Source organism: Nonomuraea longicatena (genome assembly GCF_039525605.1).
GTDB lineage: Bacteria > Actinomycetota > Actinomycetes > Streptosporangiales > Streptosporangiaceae > Nonomuraea > Nonomuraea longicatena.
In genome coordinates this window covers 44,172-63,606 of sequence record NZ_BAAAHQ010000036.1, presented here as the reverse complement: position 1 = coordinate 63,606, position 19,435 = coordinate 44,172, and the positions used below count along the sequence as shown (strand labels likewise).

Sequence of the window (19,435 nt, the reverse complement as noted above, 5' to 3'; positions counted from 1 at the left end):
TGTCACATGGGCCAGAAGGTCACTACCATCGGCGGCTGTGAGCACGACGAAGCGCGGGCGGATCCTGATGGCCATCGGCGTGGTCTGCGGGGTCCTCCTGCTGACCGGGGCCGGTTTCCTCGTCGTGCTCGGCTTCTCCGGAACCTCCTTGAACGCCGTCGCGTGGCTCGGCGGCCCCGGACGCGAGCCGGTGCCCGCCCAGACCGAGTCGGCGCACGCCTCCACGTCGGCGCCGAAGCCGCCGCAGCCGCCGCTCGCGCAGCCCACGACGGCGGCGCGTCCGCCTCGGACCTCGACCGCCCGTCCCGACACCCCGCATCCGTCGAGGATGCGCGCCTCCGCGACGCCGACGCAGCGCCCTCCGGCGGTGCGGATGGTACGACCCAGCCCGCCCGCGATCCCGTCTGAGACACCGAGCGGCGCGGTGGCCGAGACCCCGCAACTCGTCCCCGGACGTCCGCCGACGGGTGCGCGGCGGCCGAGGGGGTGCTTCGTGAGCAAGGCCGGGAAGACGTCCGGGCAGGTGCGGGATCCGCTCGCCCAGGAAGGCGGCGACGGCATGGTGCCGGGCTCCGGTCCGGCCGAGCGGAAGTGCGTCCGCTCCAAGGTCCACCCTGGCCGCTGACCGAGGGCTCGGGAACAGGGGCCGATGGTCACAGACCCGACGACACCGGGCCCGGAAGGCGTGGTCGTCCCGGCGCGCGCGGGAGATCGGGCTGTGTCAGTGGGTGTGGTCGTCCACTGCTTCCGGGGACAGGACGTGGTCGATGACCATCAAGGCGCACCCGGCGATGCCCGCCTGCGGGCCCAGCCTGCTGGCCTCGATGCGCAGCCGCCGGGTGGCGAGCGCGGTCGAGCGCCGGTAGACGACCTCGCGGATACTGGACACCAGCGGCCCGAACGTCTCGGCGACGTCCCCGCCGAGCACCACGACCGACGGGTTGAGGATGTTGACCGCCCCGGCGATCACCTCGCCGATCCGCCGCCCGGCCTCGCGCACGATGGCCATCGTCTCGGCGTCACCGGCGCGGATCAGCGCGGTGACGTCCTCGATGGACTTGACGTCCCTGCCCGCGGCCCGCAGTTCGCGCAGCAGCGCCGTACCGCTGGCGACGGAGTCGACGCAGTCGATGTTGCCGCAGCGGCACAGCACCCCGCCACCGTCGCGGACGGGCACGTGGCCGATCTCCCCCGCGGCGCCGAGGGCGCCGCGCAGGATCTCGCCGCCTGAGACGATCCCGGCGCCGATCCGGGTGGAGATCTTGACGAAGACCAGGTCGGCGACGTCGGGGTAGGCGCCCCGGTGCTCGCCGACGGCGAGGACGTTCACGTCGTTGTCCACGAGGACGGGCACGTCGAAGCGGGCCCGGATGATCGGCGGGATCACCACTCCGGTCCACGAGGCCATGACGCGGGCGCTCTCCGTGCGGCCTTCGGCGAACTCGACGGTGGCGGGCACGCCCATGCCGACGCCGCGCACCATCGAGCGCGGCCGGTCGCCGAGCAGTTCCTCCCAGGTGTCCATGAGCAGGGGCAGGACCACCTCGGGCCCTTCCTCGACGTCGATGTGGAAGCGCCGCCCGGCCAGTTCCTCGCCCGCGAGGTCGCAGAGGGCGACGCGGGTACGGCCGGCGCCGAGCGCCGCCACGAGCACGACGCCTCCGGCGGCGTTGAACTCCAGCCGCACGGGGGGCCGTCCGCCGGTGGAGGGCGCGTCGGTGCGCTCGACGACGAGCCCTCGGTCGATGAGTTCCCCGACCCGCAGTTGCACGGCGGGACGGGACAGCCCGGTGACCCGGCCGAGGTCCGCGCGGGTCACGGCCTCCCCGGTGCGGATGAGCCGGAGGATCTCGCCGGTGGTGGCGAGAGGCGCGGCAGGTCGTCGAGGCATCGACTTAGTGAACCACACCTGCTTAAGTCCGGAACAGTCCTAACTTTCTCATCCCGAATACCAAAACTCAGGTTGTGCGGGCACCAAACTCTGGCTAGTGTCCGTTCTGTCCTTCTTGGTAGATCAACGGAGTCCCCCTTGTCCTCGCACACCGCAGATCTCGTCGTCTTCGGCGGCACCGGCGACCTTTCCATGCGCAAACTGCTGCCCGCGCTGTACCACAGCGATCGGGACGGCCGTCTCTCGCCGGAGACCCGCGTCATCGCGATGTCCAGGGGCGGGCTCACCGACGCCGACTTCCGCGGCAAGGTGGACGCCGAGGTACGCGACCGGGTGCCGATCGACGACCCCGCCGTGTGGCAGCGCTTTCTCGGCCGCCTCTTCCACGTGTCGGTGGACGTCGGCGGCGACGACCGTTCCGGCTGGGCCGCGCTGGCCCGGCTGCTGGCCGGGCACGAGCAGCGGGACCGGGTCTTCTACCTGGCCAGCCCGCCGATGACGTTCGGCCCCTTCTGCCGCGAACTCCACCAGACCGGGCTGGTCACCCCGCGCTCGCGCGTGGTGCTGGAGAAGCCGCTCGGCCGCGACCTGCCGAGCGCGCAGCGCATCAACGACGAGGTCGGCGCCATCTTCGACGAGCGGCAGATCTTCCGGATCGACCACTACCTCGGCAAGGAGACCGTGCAGAACCTGCTCGTGCTCCGCTTCGCCAACGCCTTCCTGGAGCCGATCTGGAACTCCCTCTGGATCGACCACGTGCAGATCACCGTCGCCGAGACCGTCGGCACGCCGGGCCGCCGGGGCTACTACGACCAGGCGGGCGCCCTGCGTGACATGGTCCAGAACCACCTGCTGCAGTTGCTGACGCTCACCGCGATGGAACCGCCCGCGCGCAACGACCGCGAGGCCATCCGCGACGAGAAGGTCAAGGTCCTCCAGGCCCTGCGCCCCATCCAGGAGGCCAGCGAGGTGGACCGCTTCACCGTGCGCGGCCAGTACGTCGGCGCGGGCGACCTGGTCGGCTACCTCGACGAGCCCGCCTCCACCGCGCCCACCGAGGCGTCCTCGCGGGTGGAGACCTTCACCGCGATCCGCGCCGAGATCAAGAACTGGCGCTGGGCGGGTGTGCCCTTCTACCTGCGCACCGGCAAGCGCATGCCGCACCGCGTCTCGGAGATCGTGGTGCAGTTCAAGGACGTGCCGCACTCCATCTACCCGGGCGGCTCGCCCAACCGGCTGGTGCTGCGCCTGCAGCCGGAGGAGGGCATCCGCCTGCACATCATGGCCAAGGAGCCGGGGGCCGGCGAGACCACGCTGAAGCCGGTGCCGCTGTCGCTGAGCTTCGGCGAGACGTTCACGGCCCGGGTGCCCGAGGCGTACGAGCGGCTGCTGTCGGACGTGCTCGCGGGCAACCCGACGCTGTTCATGCGCCGCGACGAGGTCGAGGCGGCCTGGCGGTGGATCGACCCGATCCTGGCCGCCTGGGAGTCCTCTCCGGAGACGCCCGAGCCCTACCCCGCCGGGACCAGCGGTCCGGCGGGATCACACGAACTGCTCGGCCGCAGCGGTCGCGCCTGGCACGAGGAGGCATAAACCGTGACCATCCATCCGGCCGTCCAGGAGATCACCGACCGTATCGCCGAGCGCAGCGCCGTCAGCCGTAGCGCCTACCTGGCCAGGATCCGGCGCGACGGCGAGGCCGCGCGCGCCAAGGGCCCGGCCCGCGCCCATCTCGGGTGTGCGAACCTGGCCCACGGCTTCGCGGCGGCCCCCGCCGAGGACAAGCCCGTGCTGCGGAGCGCGGCCAAGCCCGGTGTGGCCATCGTGACCAGCTACAACGACATGCTGAGCGCGCACCAGCCGTACGAGACCTACCCGGCGGAGCTCAAGCGCGCGGTGCGCGCGGCGGGCGGGGTGGCGCAGGTCGCGGGCGGGGTGCCCGCGATGTGCGACGGCATCACGCAGGGCCGCGCCGGTATGGAGCTGTCGTTGTACAGCCGCGACGTGATCGCGATGTCCACCGCCATCGCGCTGTCGCACGACATGTTCGACTCGACGCTGCTGCTGGGAGTCTGCGACAAGATCGTGCCGGGACTGTTCATCGGCGCGCTGCACTTCGGGCACCTGCCGGCGATCTTCGTGCCCGCCGGTCCGATGGGCTCCGGCCTGCCGAACAAGGTCAAGGCCAGAACCCGGCAGCTGTACGCCGAGGGCAAGGTCGGCCGCGCCGAACTGCTCGACGCCGAGTCCAGCTCCTACCACTCCCCCGGTACCTGCACCTTCTACGGCACCGCCAACTCCAACCAGGCGCTGATGGAGGTCATGGGCCTGCACCTGCCCGGCTCGACCTTCGTCGGCCCGCACACCGAGCTGCGCCACGCGCTGACCGAGGCGGCGGGCAGGCGGGCGGTGGAGATCACCGCGCACGGCGGCGAGTACACGCCCCTCGGCGAGCTGGTCGACGAGAAGTCGATCGTCAACGCCTGCGTGGCGCTGCTGGCGACGGGCGGCTCGACCAACCACACGCTGCACCTGGTCGCGATGGCGGCGGCGGCGGGCCTCGTGCTCACCTGGGACGACCTGGCCTGCCTGTCCAAGGCGGTGCCGTCACTGACCAAGATCTACCCGAACGGCGAGGCGGACGTGAACCACTTCCGCGACGCCGGGGGCATGCAGGTGCTGATCGGCGACCTGCTCGACCACGGGCTGCTGCACGGCGACGTGCTCACCGTGGCCGGGCGGGGGCTCGACCACTACCGCTCGGCGCCGGAGCTGAAGGAGGGCGAGCTGGTCTGGCGGGAGCGTACCGAGGGCAGCGGCGACCTGTCGGTGCTGCGCCCGGTGTCCGACCCGTTCTCGGCCGACGGCGGCATCCACATGGTGGACGGCAACCTCGGCTGCGCGGTCAGCAAGGTGTCGGCGGTCAAGCCCGAGCACCTGGTGATCGAGGCGCCCGCCAAGGTGTTCGACGACCAGTCGGAGCTGCTGTCCGCCTTCGAGGCGGGCGCGCTGGACGGGCAGGACTTCGTCGCGGTCATCCGCTACCAGGGGCCGTCCGCGAACGGCATGCCGGAGCTGCACAAGCTGACGCCGCCGCTGGCCGTCCTGCTCGACCGGGGGCAGCGGGTGGCGATCGTCACCGACGGCCGCATGTCGGGCGCGTCGGGGAAGGTGCCGGCCGCGATCCACCTGTCGCCGGAGGCCGCCGACGGCGGGCCGATCGCGCTGGTGCGCGAGGGCGACCTCATCCGGCTGGACTCGGCGGCGGGGACGCTGGAGGTGCTCGCCGACCTGTCGGGGCGGGTGCCGGACGGGCGGGCGCTCAGCGACGCCGAGTGGGTCGGCACCGGGCGCGAGCTGTTCGCCGCCTTCCGCCGGATGGCGGGCCCGGCGCAGTACGGCGCCGGCGTCTTCGGCGTCAGCGGCGCCGAGCACCCCGACCACGGTCCGGGGCTCGGCTTCGCCGCTCCCGCCGGCGCCTCCCACGCGGAGGCTGCACCGCACGGCGCGGACGACGGGGCGCAGCCCTCGCACGGGGCCTTCCCGCACCGGGTCGGGACCGGCGAGGACGGCCCGGCGCCGTCCCCCTACGGGAGCACGACGCCGTCCCCGCACCGGCACGCCGCGTCGCCCCCCAGATTGGACGGCGCAGGCGAGGACGCCACAGGCGGGGACGGTGCGGCACGGTGAGCGCGCTGCCCTGGCTCGTCGCCGACATCGGCGGCACCAACGCCCGGTTCGGCCTGGTCACCGTGCCGGGCCGGGCGCCGGAGCGGGTCGCGGTGCTGGCCGGGGCCGAGTACGCGAGCCTTCCTGAAGCCGTCGCCGCCTATCTCGCCGACCACGCGGGCGGCGCGCGGCCCGAGGCGGCGTGCCTGGCCGTCGCGGGGCCGATCGACGGTGACCGCTACCGGCTGACGAACCTGCCCTGGGCGGGCTCGATCGGCGACCTCGACCTGCCGTACACGACGCTGCTCAACGACGTCGAGGCGCTCGCGCTCTCCCTGCCCCATCTGGGCGGGGACGATCTGGTGTCGCTGGGCGGGCCCGCGCCCTCCTACGGCGTCAAGGCGGTGCTGGGCGCCGGTACCGGGCTCGGAGTGGCCGGGCTGGTGCCCGCCGACGAGGGATGGATCCCCGTGCCGGGTGAGGGCGGGCATGTGAGCGTACCCGTGCACGACCGCCGTGAGCTGGAGGTCGTGCGGGCGCTGGCCGAGCAGGGCCACCGGCCCGTCGAGGCCGAGCACGTGCTGTCCGGCCCCGGCCTGGTACGACTGCACCGGGCCCTCGCCCTCGTCAACGGGGTCGGGCTGGCCCAGGCGGGGCCCATGACCGCCCGGGACATCGTGGAGCGTTCCGAGGATCGGCTGTGCGCGGAGACGGTCGAGGTGTTCTGCGCGATGCTCGGCACGTTCGCCGGGAACGTCGCGCTGACGCTCGGCGCCAGAGGGGGCCTGTATCTCGGCGGCGGGGTGCTGCCCCGTATCGTGGAGCGGGTACGCGCCAGCGACTTCCGCGCGCGCTTCGAGACCGGGCCGAACCTGCCCGGCTACCTGTCGGCCATCTCCACCACGCTGATCGTGGCGCCGCAACCGGCGCTCACGGGCGCGGCGGCGTGGCTGACCCAGCGGCTTTCCAGGAGAGGTGTCTATGAGCCTGCTTGATCTGGCCCCCGTGGTCCCCGTCGTCGTGATCGACGAGGCGGACTCCGCCGTCCCTCTGGCGCGGGCGCTCGTGTCGGGCGGGCTGCCCGTCATCGAGGTCACCTTGCGTACGGCGGCGGCGCTGGAGGCCGTCGCACGGATCGCGGCCGAGGTGCCCGACGCGGTGATCGGCACCGGGACGGTGCGGACACCGCAGGACGTGACCGCCTCCGTCGGCGCGGGCGCGCGTTTCCTCGTCTCGCCCGGCACGACGCCGTCCCTGGTGGCGGCGATGCTGACGTCCGGGGTGCCGTTCCTGCCCGGGGCGGCGACCGCGTCCGAGGCGATGGCGCTGGCCGAGCGGGGTGTCAAGGAGCTGAAGTTCTTCCCCGCCGAGGCCGCGGGCGGGCTGCCGTACCTGAAGAGCCTGGCCGGGCCGCTGCCGGACGTGCGGTTCTGCCCGACCGGCGGGATCCGGCCGGAGACCGCGGCCGCCTACCTGGCGCTGCCGAACGTCGGCTGTGTCGGCGGCACCTGGCTCACCCCGGCCGACGCGGTGGCGGCGGGCGACTGGGCGCGGGTGGAGAAGCTCGCCGCCGAGGCGGCGGCGCTGCGCCCCTGAGTGCCCTGAGGACTCTGAAAGCTCTGGACGGCCTGCGGCCCGCGCGACGACGCGGGCCGCAGGCCGTCGGTCAGGCGGCCCGGAGCAGGGCGGAGGAGATCGCCTGGGCGGCGCCTCTCACCGAGATGCCGAGGCGGGCCAGTGGGAGGGCCTGCGCGGGTCCGGCCACGGAGACGGCCATGACCAGGCGGCCGCCCGGCCCGAAGACCGGCGCGGCCACGCACGCCACCCCTTCGGCGAACTCCTCCTGCGAGTAGGCGACGCCGTAGTGGCGCACCCGGGCGAGTTCGCGATCCAGCCCGGTGAGGCTGGTGATCGTCCGGCGGGTGAGCCGCGCCGGGCTGCCCCGGTCGGCGAGCGCCTGCCGCAGCGACGGGTCGAAGGCGAGCATGGTCTTGCCCAGCGCCGTGCAGTGCATCGGCGCCCGGTCGACGCCGTCGGAGGGCGAGCTGACCCGGTTGTGCCCGTACACCCGCTCGACGTACTCGGCCTCCAGCCCGGAGGGGACCGCGAGGTTCACGGTCTGGCGGGTGGTCTCGTACAGATACAGCAGGTACGGCAGGACCGCCCGGCGGGTGCCGGGGATGCGCCCCCGGACGTCGCCGAGGCGGGCCAGCAGGTCGCCTGCCTGGTAGTCGGTTCCCACGCGCTTGGCCAGCGAGCGCGAGCAGAGCACCGCGAGGATGCGGTGGGCGGTGGACTTCGGCAGTCCGGTGATCCGGCACAGCTGCGACAGCCCGATGGGCTGGGTCGCCGCGCTGAGCGAGAACAGGATGTCGATACCCTTCTCCAGGCTTCCTGGCTGCGCTGTGTGGGTGTGATGCTTCCGGTGCGTGATCGTGTACCCCGGCATGGCCGACTACCCCTTTCCTCGCCGAGGAGAAGGAGGGGGCTCCCCGCACGTGATCGTCTTGGTTCCCGGTTTACCCGAAGGAAAGATCTAGCACACCCTCGGGGGAAACGTTTGCCAAACGTTCTGACCTGGCCGTTTGATGGCGCCGTAGCGGGGAAACACATGATTTTTCCCCTATCTGGCGGTTGACGGCCATCGCGCCCGACCCTCCGCCGTCCCACTCGTGGGATGCCGCTGTCGTACGACGCAGTCCGTCCACGCGTCGGCCACGGTGGCGGCCCTCGCGGCGATCGGGGCGCCGCGGTCCGTCCACGCGTCGGCCGACCTGGGGCACCCGGCGCAGCGCCTCTAGCGGAACACTCTGAAAGTTCTTCACGAAAGCGTTCCACCAGCCGAAACACCCGATTGACCAGTCGAGGCCAGGACCGATGCGATCGGGGCCATGAACCCCAGGCAGTGGCATGAACTCCCCGCGCCCTTGCAGCTGCTGAGACTCAGCGGCTTTCGCAGACAGTTGCGCGAGCAGAACCTGCACGACACGTTCGAGGCGGGCGGCGAGCAGCCGCGCCGCCCCGCGAAGAACCGGCCCGCGTACCGCACGTACGACGGGTCCGGTTACGATCCCGACGACACCGACATGGGGGCGGCGGGCACCCGCTTCGACCGCAACGTCCCCGTCGAGACGACCCACCCCGATCCGATGCCCGACCTGATGACACCGAGCCCGCGCGAGGTCAGCCGCCATCTGCTCGCGCGCGACTCCTTCATCCCGGCCAGGTCGCTCAACCTGCTGGCCGCGGCCTGGATCCACTTCCAGAACCACGACTGGTTCAGCCACGGCCGCAACCCGGTCTCCGCACCGCTGGAGGTGCCGCTGGCCGGCGACGACCCCTGGCCGGAACGCACGATGCTGGTGCGCCGCACCAGGCCGGACCCGGTGCCGCACGAAGGGGCGGCGGCGCCGACGTACCAGAACACCGTCACCCACTGGTGGGACGGCTCGCAGCTGTACGGCAGCAGCGAGAGCGTCGCGCGCAGGCTGCGCGCGGGCGAGGGCGGCCGCCTGGCGATGGACGGCGACCGGCTGCCGGAGGAGACCGACGACCACGCCAGCGGCGGCCTGCCCGGCATCGACATGACCGGGTTCGCCGACAACTACTGGGTGGGGCTGTCGCTGCTGCACACCCTGTTCGCCCGCGAGCACAACGCGATCTGCGCGATGCTCGCCCGCGCCCACCCGAGCTGGGACGACGAGCGCCTGTTCCAGACGGCCCGGCTGGTCAACGCCGCCGTCATGGCCAAGATCCACACGATCGAGTGGACCCCCGCGCTGCTCGACTCCCCCGGCCTGCGTCTGGCGATGCGGACCAACTGGCACGGCGTGGTCGGCTCGGTGCTGCGGCGGCGCACACCGTGGCGGTTCGGCGAGAACGAGGTGCTGTCGGGCATCCTCGGCTCGCCGATGAACCACCACGGCAGCCCGTACGCGATCACCGAGGAGTTCGTGAGCTGCTACCGGATGCACCCGCTGATCGCCGACGAGTGGCGGATCCACTCGCACCTGCGCGGCGAGTACATCGACACGACCGACTTCGAGCCGCTGCAGGGCCACTCCACGAGGACCGCCGTCGACAAGTACGGGATGTCGGACCTGTTCTACAGCTTCGGCATCGGCCACCCCGGCGCGATCACCCTGCACAACCACCCGGACGCGCTGCGCAACCTGCGGAACATGTTCGGCGAGCACATCGACCTCGGCGCGGTGGACGTGCTGCGCGACCGCGAGCGCGGCGTGCCCCGCTACGCGGCCTTCCGCGAGATGCTCGGCCGCGAGCCGGTCACATCCTTCCAGGACATCACCCCGGACCAGCGGATCGCCGCCGAGCTCGCCGAGGTGTACGACGGGCGCGTGGACCGGGTGGACACGATGGTCGGCATGTACGCCGAGCGCCCGCCCGCCGGCTTCGCCTTCTCCGACACGGCCTTCCGCGTCTTCATCCTGATGGCCTCGCGGCGGCTGAAGAGCGACCCGTTCTTCACCGACCTGTACAACGCCGAGGTCTACAGCCCCGAGGGCCTGGCCTGGATCGAGCGGGCCACGATGACCGGCGTCCTGCTGCGCCACCATCCCGAGCTCGCACCCGCGCTCGCCGGGACACGGGGCGCCTTCGGCCCCTGGCGGAGGCTGTCATGACGACGGTGCGCGAGGTCGTGCACGACTGGATGCGGCGGCGCGGCCTGACGACGGTCTTCGGCAACCCGGGCTCGACCGAGCTGACGCTGCTGAAGCAGTTCCCCTCGGACTTCCGTTACGTGCTGGGCCTCCAGGAGGCCGTGGTGGTCGGCATGGCCGACGGGTACGCGGCGGTGACCGGGCGTCCCGCACTGGTCAACCTGCACACGGCGCCGGGCGTCGGCAACGCGATGGGGGCGATCCTGTCGGCCGCCGCCAACCGCAGCCCGCTGATCGTGACGGCCGGCCAGCAGGTGCGGGCCATGCAGACGATGGAGGCGCTGCTCACGAACGTGGCCGCGACGACGCTGCCGCAGCCCGCGGTGAAGTGGTCGTTCGAGCCGCCGCGCCCGCAGGACGTGCCCGCCGCCCTGGAGCGCGCCTACCACGTGGCGATGGCGCCCCCGCGCGGCCCGGTGTTCGTGTCGCTGCCGATGGACGACCTGGACGCCCCCGCGGAGGGCCCCCAGCCGATCCGCGCGGTCGCCTCCGCCCCCGCGCCCGACCCGGCCGCGCTCGCCGAGGTGGCCGCCCGCATCGGCCAGGCCCGCTCCCCCGTCCTGGTCGTCGGCGGCGACGTGGACGCCTCCGGCGGCTGGATGGCCGCCGTCGAGCTGGCCGAGCGCTGCGGGCTGCCGGTCTGGGAGGCGCCGCTGGAGGGCCGGGTCGCCTTCCCGCAGACCCACCCCCACTACCGGGGCGCGCTGCTGCCCGGCATCGCGCTGGTCTCCCAGCAGCTCGCCGGCCACGACCTGGTGATCGTCGCGGGCGCCCCCGTGTTCCGCTACTACCCGTACGTCCCCGGCGCGTTCCTGCCGGACGGCGCGGACCTCGTGCACCTGACCGCCGACCCGGCCGAGGCGGCGCGGGCGCCCGTCGGCGACGCCGTCGTCGGGGACGTCAGGCTGGCACTGGAGGGCCTGGCCGAGCTGACGAAGTCCCGCGAGCAGCCGCCGCCCGGCCGCTGGCCCGCCCCCGGGCCGGTGCCGCCCGAGGGCGACGGGCCGATGAGCCCCGTGACCGCGCTGGCCGCCATCGCGGCAGGTGCGCCCGCCGACGCCGTCTGGGTCAACGAGTCGCCCTCCAACCGGCCGTCCTTCCACGACCGGATCCGCCTCGACCAGCCCGGCTCGTTCCTGTTCACGACGGGCGGCGGGCTCGGGTACGGGCTGCCCGCCGCCGTCGGCGCGCAGCTCGGCAAGCCGTCCAGGCCGGTCATCGCGGTGATCGGCGACGGCTCGCTGCAGTACGCCGTCCCGGCGCTCTGGAGCGCCGCCGCCTACCGCATCCCCCTCACCGTCGTCGTGCTGTCCAACGGCGGGTACGCGATCCTCAAGTGGTTCAGCCGCTTCGAGGACGCCCCCGGCGTGCCCGGCCTCGACATCGCCGGGATCGACGCCGTCTCCCTCGCCAAGGGGTACGGCCTGGCCGCCACCCGCGCCGACACCGCCGCGGCGCTCACGCTGGCCGTCTCCCTGTCCACGACCTCCGACCTCCCCATGCTCATCGAGGTGCCGGTGAGCACCGAACTGCCCTCCCTCTGAAAGGGTCCGTGATGGATCTACACTCCGCCCTGCGCGCGGGACTGCCACGAGACGCCGTGCTCGTGGACCGGGACCTGCTGGAGCCGTACTCCCGCGACAGCGCGCCCTTCTGCCCTGCCGGACGGCCCTCCGCCGTCGTGCTGCCTCGCACGGCCGAGCAGGTGCAGCACGTCATGCGGGTCGCGCACGCGCGCGGCGCCGCCGTCGTCCCCCAGGGGGCCCGCACCGGCCTGGCCGGTGCCGCCAACGCCGCCGACGGCTGCGTGGTGCTGTCGACGACGGCCATGGACCGCATCCTGGAGATCGACCAGGCCAACCGGCTGGTGCGCTGCCAGCCCGGGGTCGTCACCCATGACCTGGCCGAGTCCGTGGCGCAGTACGGCCTGTGCTACCCGCCCGACCCGGTCTCGCGCGAGGTGTGCACGATCGGCGGCAACATCGCGACCGGTGCGGGCGGGGTGTGCTGCGTGAAGTACGGCGTGACCGGCGACTACGTGCTCGGCCTCAGTGTGGTGCTGGCCGACGGCACGCTCATGCGGACCGGACGGCGCACCGTCAAGGGCGTCGCGGGCTACGACCTGACCCGGCTGTTCGTCGGCTCGGAGGGCACGCTCGGCGTGATCGTGGAGGCCACGCTGTCGCTGCGCCCGGCCAGGCGGGCGGCGCTGGCGATGCTGGCGCAGTTCCGGGGGGCGCGGGAGGCGGGCGACGCCGTGGCCGCCATCGTCGCCGCCGGGCACACGCCGTCCGCGCTGGAGCTGATGGACCGCACGACCACGCGGGCGATCGCCGACCTCGGGCATCCGCTGCTGGCGCGCGCCGACGCCGCCACGCTCATCGTCGAGTGCGACTCGGCGGACCCGGCGGGCGAGCTGGCCGAGATGGCGCGGCTGTGCGCGGAGGCGGGGGCCGTGCACGTGGAGACGGCCCGCGACGGCGCGCGCAGCGAGCAGATCCTGCAGGCGCGCTGGCTCATCGCGGCGGCGATGGGCCAGGTGATGTCCACGATGGACGGCAACCCGACCGCCTTCATCGAGGACGTCGCGGTGCCCCGCAGCAGGGTGGCCGCCCTCGTCGACGAGATCGAGGCGGTCTCGGCCCGCTACGGCCTGTACATCAGCGCGACCGGGCACGCCGGCGACGGCAACCTGCACCCTGTCGTGCTGTTCGACCAGGACGACCCCGGCCAGGTCCGGCGGGCGCAGGATGCCTACGACGCGATCATGGCGGCGGGCGCCAGGCTCGGCGGCACCATCACCGGCGAGCACGGCGTCGGCCTGCTCAAGCGCGACTGGCTGCGCAGGGAACTCGACCCGGCGGCCTTCGCCCTGCAGCAGGGGCTGAAGCGGCTGTTCGACCCGGCCGGGATCCTCAACCCGGGCAAGGTCGTCGATCTGTCCCCCGCGCTGGCGGAGGCGGCGCATGCGTGACGGGCTGCCGCGCGCGTCCGCGTCGGAGAACCTCCGCCTCGCGGGCACCCTGTTCGCCTCCGGGTTCGTGCGCGGCACCTTCATCCTGTCGGGGCCCGGGTGCGCGCTCACCGACCGCCTGGACACCCAGCGGCGCGCGCACGAGCTGCTCACCGAGCTGATCCGCAGGTACGGCGGGCGGCCCGTCCTCGCGCGCGGCCCCGGCGGGCCCACCCTGCTGCCGCTGTCCCGCGAGGACGTCACCCGGGTGCTGGCCGAGTCCGACGACGTGTACGCGGTCTCCACCAAGGACAAGCGCGCGGCCGTCTCCCCGTTCCTCGGCGGCAGCCTGCTGGTCTCCACCGGGGCGATGCGCCCGGTGCGGCGGGCCTACGTCGGCTCGGTCCTCGAACACGCCGCCCACCAGCTCGACCTCGGGCGGATCGCCGAGGAGGAGGCGCGGGCGGTGCGCGGCCTGGTCGACTACGACCGGCTCGAACAGGTCTGGCAGCGGGTCGCCCGCCGCTGCGTGTTCGGCTCCGGCGCCCGCGACGACACCGAGCTGACCGCGCTGCTGCGGCGGCTGCGCCGCGACGCCAACTGGCTCGGGCTCAACCCGCGCGCCACCCTGCGCCAGCGGGTCCTGTCACGGCGCCACGACGCCCGCGTCCGCGACCACCTCACCCGGGCCGAACCCGGCAGCCTGGCCGCGATCCTGGCCGCCTGCCCCGGCCCGCCCGAGGTGAACCTGATCAGGCAGGCGGCGTTCTGGCTGATGGGCATGTCCGTGACCGTCACCGGCCTGATCCAGACGCTGGCGCTGCTGGCCGCCCACCCCGCCCACTGCACGCGGGCCGCCGAGGACACCGGCTACCTGCGCGCCTGCCTGATGGAGGGGCTGCGGCTGTGGGCCCCGGTGCCGATGCTGGCCCGGGTGACGACGCGGGAGACGTCCTGGTATGGGCACGAGTTGCCGGCGGGCACCTCCGTCGTGGTGCCGGTCGGCGCGCTGCAACGCCACCCGGCGCTGCCGTACGCCGACCGGTTCTGCCCCGAGGCGTGGCCGGTGCCGGCGGCGGACGACTCCTGCCCGGCCGCCGCCGGGGCGGCACCCGCGCCGGACGAGCCGTGGATCGCGCCGTTCAGCCGGGGACAGGGCCAGTGCAAGGGCATGGAGATCGCACTGCAGACCGGCACCGCCTTCCTCGCGCAGATCCTCGCCACCCGCCAGCCCGAGGCCGTCGCCTCCCCGCTGCGGCCGCCCGGACCCCTGCCCCGCACCCTCAACCCGCTGCGACTGCGCGTCGCCCTGCACCCGAGGAGGTGAGCCCATGACCGTCACCACGACCACCGAACCCCGCGACCGCGAACTCCGCGCGGCCGCGGCCGAGGTCGCCGAGGTCGCCGAACGCGTCAAGGCGATCGGCGACCGGCTGACCGCCACCTTGCTCGACCCCGCGCTCACCGCGTCCGCGTTGCGCTCCCCCGTCACCGGGCTGCCCGCGCTGCGGGCGCTCGCGCGCGCGCTCACGCACGCGCGCGGGCTCGGGTTCGCCTTCGGCGGCGGCCTGGCCGGGGGGACGGCGTCCAGGATCGCCGGGTTCCTCGGCACCGACAGCCTGGCCGTCCTGATCGCCATCACCTCGCTGCGGCTGCGCATCTCGGCCGTCGGCGAACGGCACCCCGCGCTGTTCGGCGACCCGGTCACGCGCGGGCTCATCGACGCCGTCACCCGTGACCGCGACATCGAGACCGCCCGGCTGCTGCGTACGATGCTCAACCGGCGCGGCGTCTCCCAGACGCTGGCCACGCTCGCGCCCATCGCCATGGAGGTCATGGCGCTGAAGGCGCTGCTCGACGGCAACCCCTTCAACGACGGCGCGGCCTGGGCGCTGGTCACCGGGCGGCTGCCCGACACCGAGCCGCTGCTGGGCGTCCCCACCCGGGCGATCACCGCGTGGGACAGGGGCGAGGGCGCCGCCGAGCGGGCCGAGGACGACCCGGGGCTCGGCCGGACCGGGGGGCTGCTGGAGTTCCTCGCCGACCTCGCCGTGCTCGGCAACAACGGTCGGGCCGTGGTCCAGCAGGTACGGGGCCCGGACGGGGTGTGCCGCTACGTCGTGCTCGCCCCCGGCATGCAGGTGGGGCGGCCGATCACGCCGACGCCGCAGGACCTCGTCGGCGCCTGGCGCAACACCGTGCAGGGCAGTTCGCCGTACGTCGGGGCGCTCATGCGGGCCGTCGCCGACTTCGGCGTCCCGGACGGGGCCGAACTCACCCTCGTCGGGCACAGCGAGGGCGGCGCGGCCGTCATGAACCTGGCCCAGCATCCCGGCTTCTGCCGCCGCTACCGGGTACGGCACGTGCTGGCCGTCGGCGCGCCGGTCGACTTCAAGACCTGCGCCGACCCCAGGACGCGGGTGGCCTCGATCACCAACCAGAACGACCTGGTGCCCGCGCTCGACGGGCTCGGCGCCGGCAGCCCCTTCGCCCGCGACCCGTCGTGGTACGTCGTCGACTACACCGACACCAGGCGGCCGTTCCCGCAGTGCCACAACATCCGCGCCTACCTGGCCAACCTGCGCGACGACCTGCCGGAGGCGCGGGCGGAGCTGACCAGGCGGCTGGCGCCGTTCACGGGCCGGGCGGTACGGACGCAGGTGTACCGGCTGTGGGACCGGGCGCGGCCGCCGTCGGGGTTCCCGTTCCTGACCGTGCCGACTCACCCCGTCCCCACCTCCGCCGGGGAGATCCCCATGCCGGTGAAGCTCCTGGACGGGGCGGGGCTCGTGTGCGTCTTCGCCGTACCCGAGGAACTGGTGCCGGGCGGGCTGCCCGGCAGCGTGGTGCGGGTCGGAGGGCGGGCGCTGGTCGCGCTGTCGGTCTTCGAGCACCGCGACGGGACGCTCGGGGCGTTCAAGGAGATCTCGTGCTCGGTCGTCCTCCACGACCCGTGGCGGGAGCGGCCCCTGCGGGTCTGGCCGGACCTGCTCGCCCGCGCGGGCGGGCGCAGATCCGGCGTGTACGTCCTCGAACGAGCGCTGACCAGTGACAAGGCCATGGTCGTCGGGCGGGAGGTGTGGGGCCTTTCGTGTTCGCGGGCGTCGGTGACGCTGCGGATGGCCGGCGGCCGCGCCGCCGTCGCCGTCCACCCGCCCGATCGGCACCTGCAAGTGGTTCCGGCGGGCAGCGAGCGGGCCAAGGGCATGCTCGCCGTCCTCACGGGCACGCTCGGGCCCGGGGTGCCGCTGCCCCATCTGGACAGCGTGGTCTACTCCGAGCTCGCGGGGAGCACGCTCAGGTCGCACGTGGAGATCCACGGGACCGTGCGCGCCCACCCCCTGTCCGCGCTGCGCCTGCGCGTGGGGGGATCTCCGCACCCGTTCGCCGCGCTGCTGCGGGGGCTCCGCCTCGACGGCGCCCGGCCGTTGATCACCGTCGGCACGACGGCCTGCCAGGCCCGCCTCGGCGCGGGCACACCCATCGCCATACCGGACAAGGAGTTGCCATGATCCCCGAGGCCGTGCCTCAACCACCCGCCCTCCCCGCGCCGCCGCCGGTGCGGGAACACCGCACGCCGGAGGCGCTGAGCAGGGACGCGAAGGAGCTCGCCGCGCTGGCGCTGCGCCTGCGCGACCTCGCCACGCGGCTGCGCCGCAGCGGCGCCTCGCCCGCGTGGCTGGACCCGGTGCTCACCAACCAGGTCGTCCGGTGCGCCCACGCGGCCGAGCACCTCGACGACGCCGCCCGCCTGCTCGCGCTCCACCGCTAGTCCCTCTTCCGGTTCCTCCTCGGGGCCGCCGTGGCGGCTCCTCTCGCGCCTCGCGCGCCCGCCACCGCCCCGACAGCGCTCCCGCCCTGTTCACGGCCCTGTTCACGGCCCTGTTCACGGCCCTGTTCACGGCACTGTCACGGCGCAGCCGCTCCACCCCCACTCGCCGCACCAGGCCGAGGACCTCCAGGGAGACGCTCCTCGCCGATGCCGCCCCCCGCCGCGACGCCGCCCGGTCATCCTGTTCTCCGGCCTCCCGCCGAGGGCCACGAGAATGCGCCTGTCCGGGGCGGCGCCGAAGGCGCGGGCACCCGTTAGAGTCTTGGGGAAAGGGGCCTGCCGGGCGGAATCCGGCCGGTTTCGAGGCGACGGGACGACGAGGGCGAGAGGGCGGCGAGGTTGACACAGCGCGGTCCGCTGACCTCCGAGGACCCGGCTGCGATCGGCCCGTACGAGCTGGTCAGGCGGATCGGGTCGGGCGGCATGGGCCGCGTCTACCTCGCCCGCTCGCCCGACGGCGCGAAGGTGGCGCTCAAGGCGATCCGGCGCGACTTCGCGGCCGACCCCGTCTACCGGTCGCGCTTTCACGAAGAGGTGTCCAACGCCCGCAAGGTCGCCTCCTTCTGCACCGCCCGCGTGCTCGACCACGGCGAGCACGACGGGCTGCTCTACCTCGTCACCGAGTACATCGACGGGGTCTCCCTGGAGGAGCACCTCATCGAGCACGGCGCGCTGGAGCCGTCGGTGCTGCACTCCGCGGCCGTCGGGGTCGCCGCCGCGCTGACCGCCATCCACGCGGCCGGGCTGGTGCACCGCGACCTGAAGCCCGCCAACGTGATGCTGTCGCTGGCCGGGCCCCGGGTGATCGACTTCGGGCTGGCCAGGTCCTCCCACATGAGCTCACGGCACACGAACGCCGGGATGGTCATGGGCACGCCCGGGTGGATCGCGCCCGAGCAGGTCTTCGAGGGGCGCACCAGCCCGGCCGGCGACGTGTTCGCGTGGGGTTCGCTGGTCGCCTACGCGGGCCTCGGCGGGCATCCGTTCGGTGAGGGCGACGCCTACGTCATGGCCGCGCGGGCGCGGACCGCGCCGCCCGACCTGCGGGGGCTGCCCGCGCCGCTCGACCGGCTGGTGGCGGCGGCGATCCATCCCGATCCGGCGCGGCGGCCGGCGTCGCGTCAGTTGCTGCTCGAACTCGTGGGGGCGGCCGACGAGCCCGCCGCCCAGTTGGCGGCCACCCGTCATCTGACGTCCATGTGGAACCCGGCGGACCTGCCGCCGCTGGCGCGGCGTCCGGGACCGGCGTCCCCGCCGGGGTCCCCGCAGCCGTCCGGCCGCCGGGAGTCCGGGCGTCCGCCGGGCGATCCCGGTTACGGGTCGCAGCCGCCGGGCGGCCTGGCCATGCCTCCTCCGGTGGCCGGTCCCGGCCCGCACGCACCGCAGACAGGGCACGCCGCACCAGCAGGACCCGCATCCCAGGGAGGGCAGGCGGGGCGCGGGGCGCAGGGTTCGCGGGGCGCCGCTCAGGGCCCGCCGCCCAGCCACTCGGCAACCGGTCAAGGGCCACTCGCCGACCCCGGGGCCAGTCAGGGCCCGCCGCCCGGCCTGGGGGCAGGTCAAGGGCCTGGGGCGAGTCAAGGGCCGCCGCCCGGCCTTGGGGTGACCGGTCAGGGCCCGCTGCCCGGTGGGGGTGGTGCGGGGCGGGGGCCGATGCCGGGTGCGCCGTCCTCCGGCCGTGGGCCCAGCGCGTCCACGACCGGCCAGGTGCCGCTGCCCGGTCATTCCTCGACCGCGCAAGGGCCGCTTCCCGGCCGGGGAGCGCGCGGCCAGGCGCCCCCGGGGGCGGCGGGCCAGGGGCTGCCGGGCCAGGCTCCGCCGCCGGGCCGTCCTGTCAAGGGTCAGGGGCCGATGCCCGCGCGTGGGCCGATGCCCGCGCAGGTGCCGCCCGGTGTGGCGGGCGGGCCATCCGGTGTGGCGGGCGGGCCGCCCGCGCGGCGCATGTCCGGCTGCGCGATCGTGCTCGTCGTCCTCGTGGCGCTGTTCCTGCTGCTCGTCGGGCTGCTGATGTGGCTCCTGCGCGGGCCGTCCGCCGCCGGGGCCGACAGTCCGGTGCAGGACGGGCGGCTGCGGTTCACCGTGGCCGCCGCCAAGTGCGCCAAGGCCGCCAAAGGCGGGCCCACGCGGGTGTGCCGCCTGTCGGTGAAGGTCAAGAACGTCGGCGCGGAGGCCAGAGTTTTGTACCCGGGGCAGCAGAAGCTGCTCGGCGAGGACGACGACCCCCACCCCGGTCTCAGGCTGCTGGACGCCTCGGGCAAGGAGGTCACGCCGGTCCGCATCGACCCGGACGCCTCGTTCGCCGGGGCGCTGGAGTTCGAGGTGCCGAAGTCGGTCGAGCCGCAGCTCGTCGAACTCCACGACTCCGCGCTGAGCCGGGGCGTCCGCGTCGAACTGCCCTGATCGCGAGG

At 74.0% G+C, this 19,435-nt stretch carries 14 protein-coding genes; 12 read left to right on the top strand and 2 right to left on the bottom strand.

The window, feature by feature from the left end:
* Nucleotides 1–37: 37 nt before the first annotated feature.
* A complete protein-coding gene (locus ABD120_RS28940) occupies nucleotides 38–625 on the top strand; it encodes a hypothetical protein (RefSeq protein ID WP_343953309.1) in 588 nt (195 codons plus the stop codon).
* A 96-nt stretch (nucleotides 626–721) separates the two neighbouring features.
* On the opposite strand, the gene ABD120_RS28935 is transcribed toward ABD120_RS28940, so the two are convergent.
* Nucleotides 722–1,891 (bottom strand): ROK family transcriptional regulator, encoded by a 1,170-nt coding sequence (locus ABD120_RS28935; RefSeq protein WP_343953308.1) that lies wholly within the window; start codon nucleotides 1,889–1,891, stop codon nucleotides 722–724.
* A 138-nt stretch (nucleotides 1,892–2,029) separates the two neighbouring features.
* On the opposite strand from ABD120_RS28935, the gene zwf reads away from it, so the two are divergent.
* From zwf to eda, 4 genes are read left to right on the top strand one after another with little or no spacing between them, the layout of a single operon-like run.
* Complete coding sequence (gene zwf / locus ABD120_RS28930; protein WP_343953307.1) at nucleotides 2,030–3,484, top strand: glucose-6-phosphate dehydrogenase; 1,455 nt, start codon at nucleotides 2,030–2,032, stop codon at nucleotides 3,482–3,484.
* Between the two features lie 3 nt (nucleotides 3,485–3,487).
* Nucleotides 3,488–5,581, top strand: coding sequence for a phosphogluconate dehydratase (gene edd, locus ABD120_RS28925; protein WP_343953306.1), 2,094 nt, complete (start codon nucleotides 3,488–3,490; stop codon nucleotides 5,579–5,581).
* Nucleotides 5,578–6,555 (top strand): glucokinase, encoded by a 978-nt coding sequence (gene glk, locus ABD120_RS28920; protein WP_343953305.1) that lies wholly within the window; start codon nucleotides 5,578–5,580, stop codon nucleotides 6,553–6,555. Before edd ends, glk begins: the two co-directional genes overlap by 4 nt.
* Nucleotides 6,542–7,156: a bifunctional 4-hydroxy-2-oxoglutarate aldolase/2-dehydro-3-deoxy-phosphogluconate aldolase gene (gene eda, locus ABD120_RS28915; protein ID WP_343953304.1), complete on the top strand. Its 615-nt coding sequence runs from the start codon at nucleotides 6,542–6,544 to the stop codon at nucleotides 7,154–7,156. The genes glk and eda overlap by 14 nt, the downstream gene beginning before the upstream one ends.
* A gap of 70 nt (nucleotides 7,157–7,226) precedes the next feature.
* On the opposite strand, the gene ABD120_RS28910 is transcribed toward eda, so the two are convergent.
* Entirely contained in the window at nucleotides 7,227–8,009 is a 783-nt protein-coding gene (locus tag ABD120_RS28910; protein ID WP_343953303.1) for an IclR family transcriptional regulator, read from the bottom strand.
* A gap of 442 nt (nucleotides 8,010–8,451) precedes the next feature.
* Between ABD120_RS28910 and ABD120_RS28905 the strand changes: the two genes are divergently transcribed.
* The 7 genes from ABD120_RS28905 (at nucleotide 8,452) to ABD120_RS28875 (ending at nucleotide 19,427) form a co-directional block, all read left to right on the top strand.
* Nucleotides 8,452–10,203, top strand: coding sequence for a peroxidase family protein (locus tag ABD120_RS28905; protein ID WP_343953302.1), 1,752 nt, complete (start codon nucleotides 8,452–8,454; stop codon nucleotides 10,201–10,203).
* Nucleotides 10,200–11,786, top strand: coding sequence for a benzoylformate decarboxylase (gene mdlC / locus ABD120_RS28900; protein ID WP_343953301.1), 1,587 nt, complete (start codon nucleotides 10,200–10,202; stop codon nucleotides 11,784–11,786). The genes ABD120_RS28905 and mdlC overlap by 4 nt, the downstream gene beginning before the upstream one ends.
* Before the next feature lie 11 nt (nucleotides 11,787–11,797).
* Nucleotides 11,798–13,216, top strand: coding sequence for an FAD-binding oxidoreductase (locus ABD120_RS28895; protein ID WP_343953300.1), 1,419 nt, complete (start codon nucleotides 11,798–11,800; stop codon nucleotides 13,214–13,216).
* A complete protein-coding gene (locus tag ABD120_RS28890; protein WP_343953299.1) occupies nucleotides 13,209–14,522 on the top strand; it encodes a cytochrome P450 in 1,314 nt (437 codons plus the stop codon). The genes ABD120_RS28895 and ABD120_RS28890 overlap by 8 nt, the downstream gene beginning before the upstream one ends.
* 4 nt (nucleotides 14,523–14,526) lie before the next feature.
* Nucleotides 14,527–16,707 (top strand): acetoacetate decarboxylase family protein, encoded by a 2,181-nt coding sequence (locus tag ABD120_RS28885; RefSeq protein WP_343953298.1) that lies wholly within the window; start codon nucleotides 14,527–14,529, stop codon nucleotides 16,705–16,707.
* Complete coding sequence (locus ABD120_RS28880) at nucleotides 16,704–16,967, top strand: hypothetical protein (RefSeq protein ID WP_343953297.1); 264 nt, start codon at nucleotides 16,704–16,706, stop codon at nucleotides 16,965–16,967. The genes ABD120_RS28885 and ABD120_RS28880 overlap by 4 nt, the downstream gene beginning before the upstream one ends.
* A 399-nt stretch (nucleotides 16,968–17,366) precedes the next feature.
* Entirely contained in the window at nucleotides 17,367–19,427 is a 2,061-nt protein-coding gene (locus ABD120_RS28875; RefSeq protein ID WP_343953296.1) for a protein kinase domain-containing protein, read from the top strand.
* Nucleotides 19,428–19,435 lie beyond the last annotated feature (8 nt).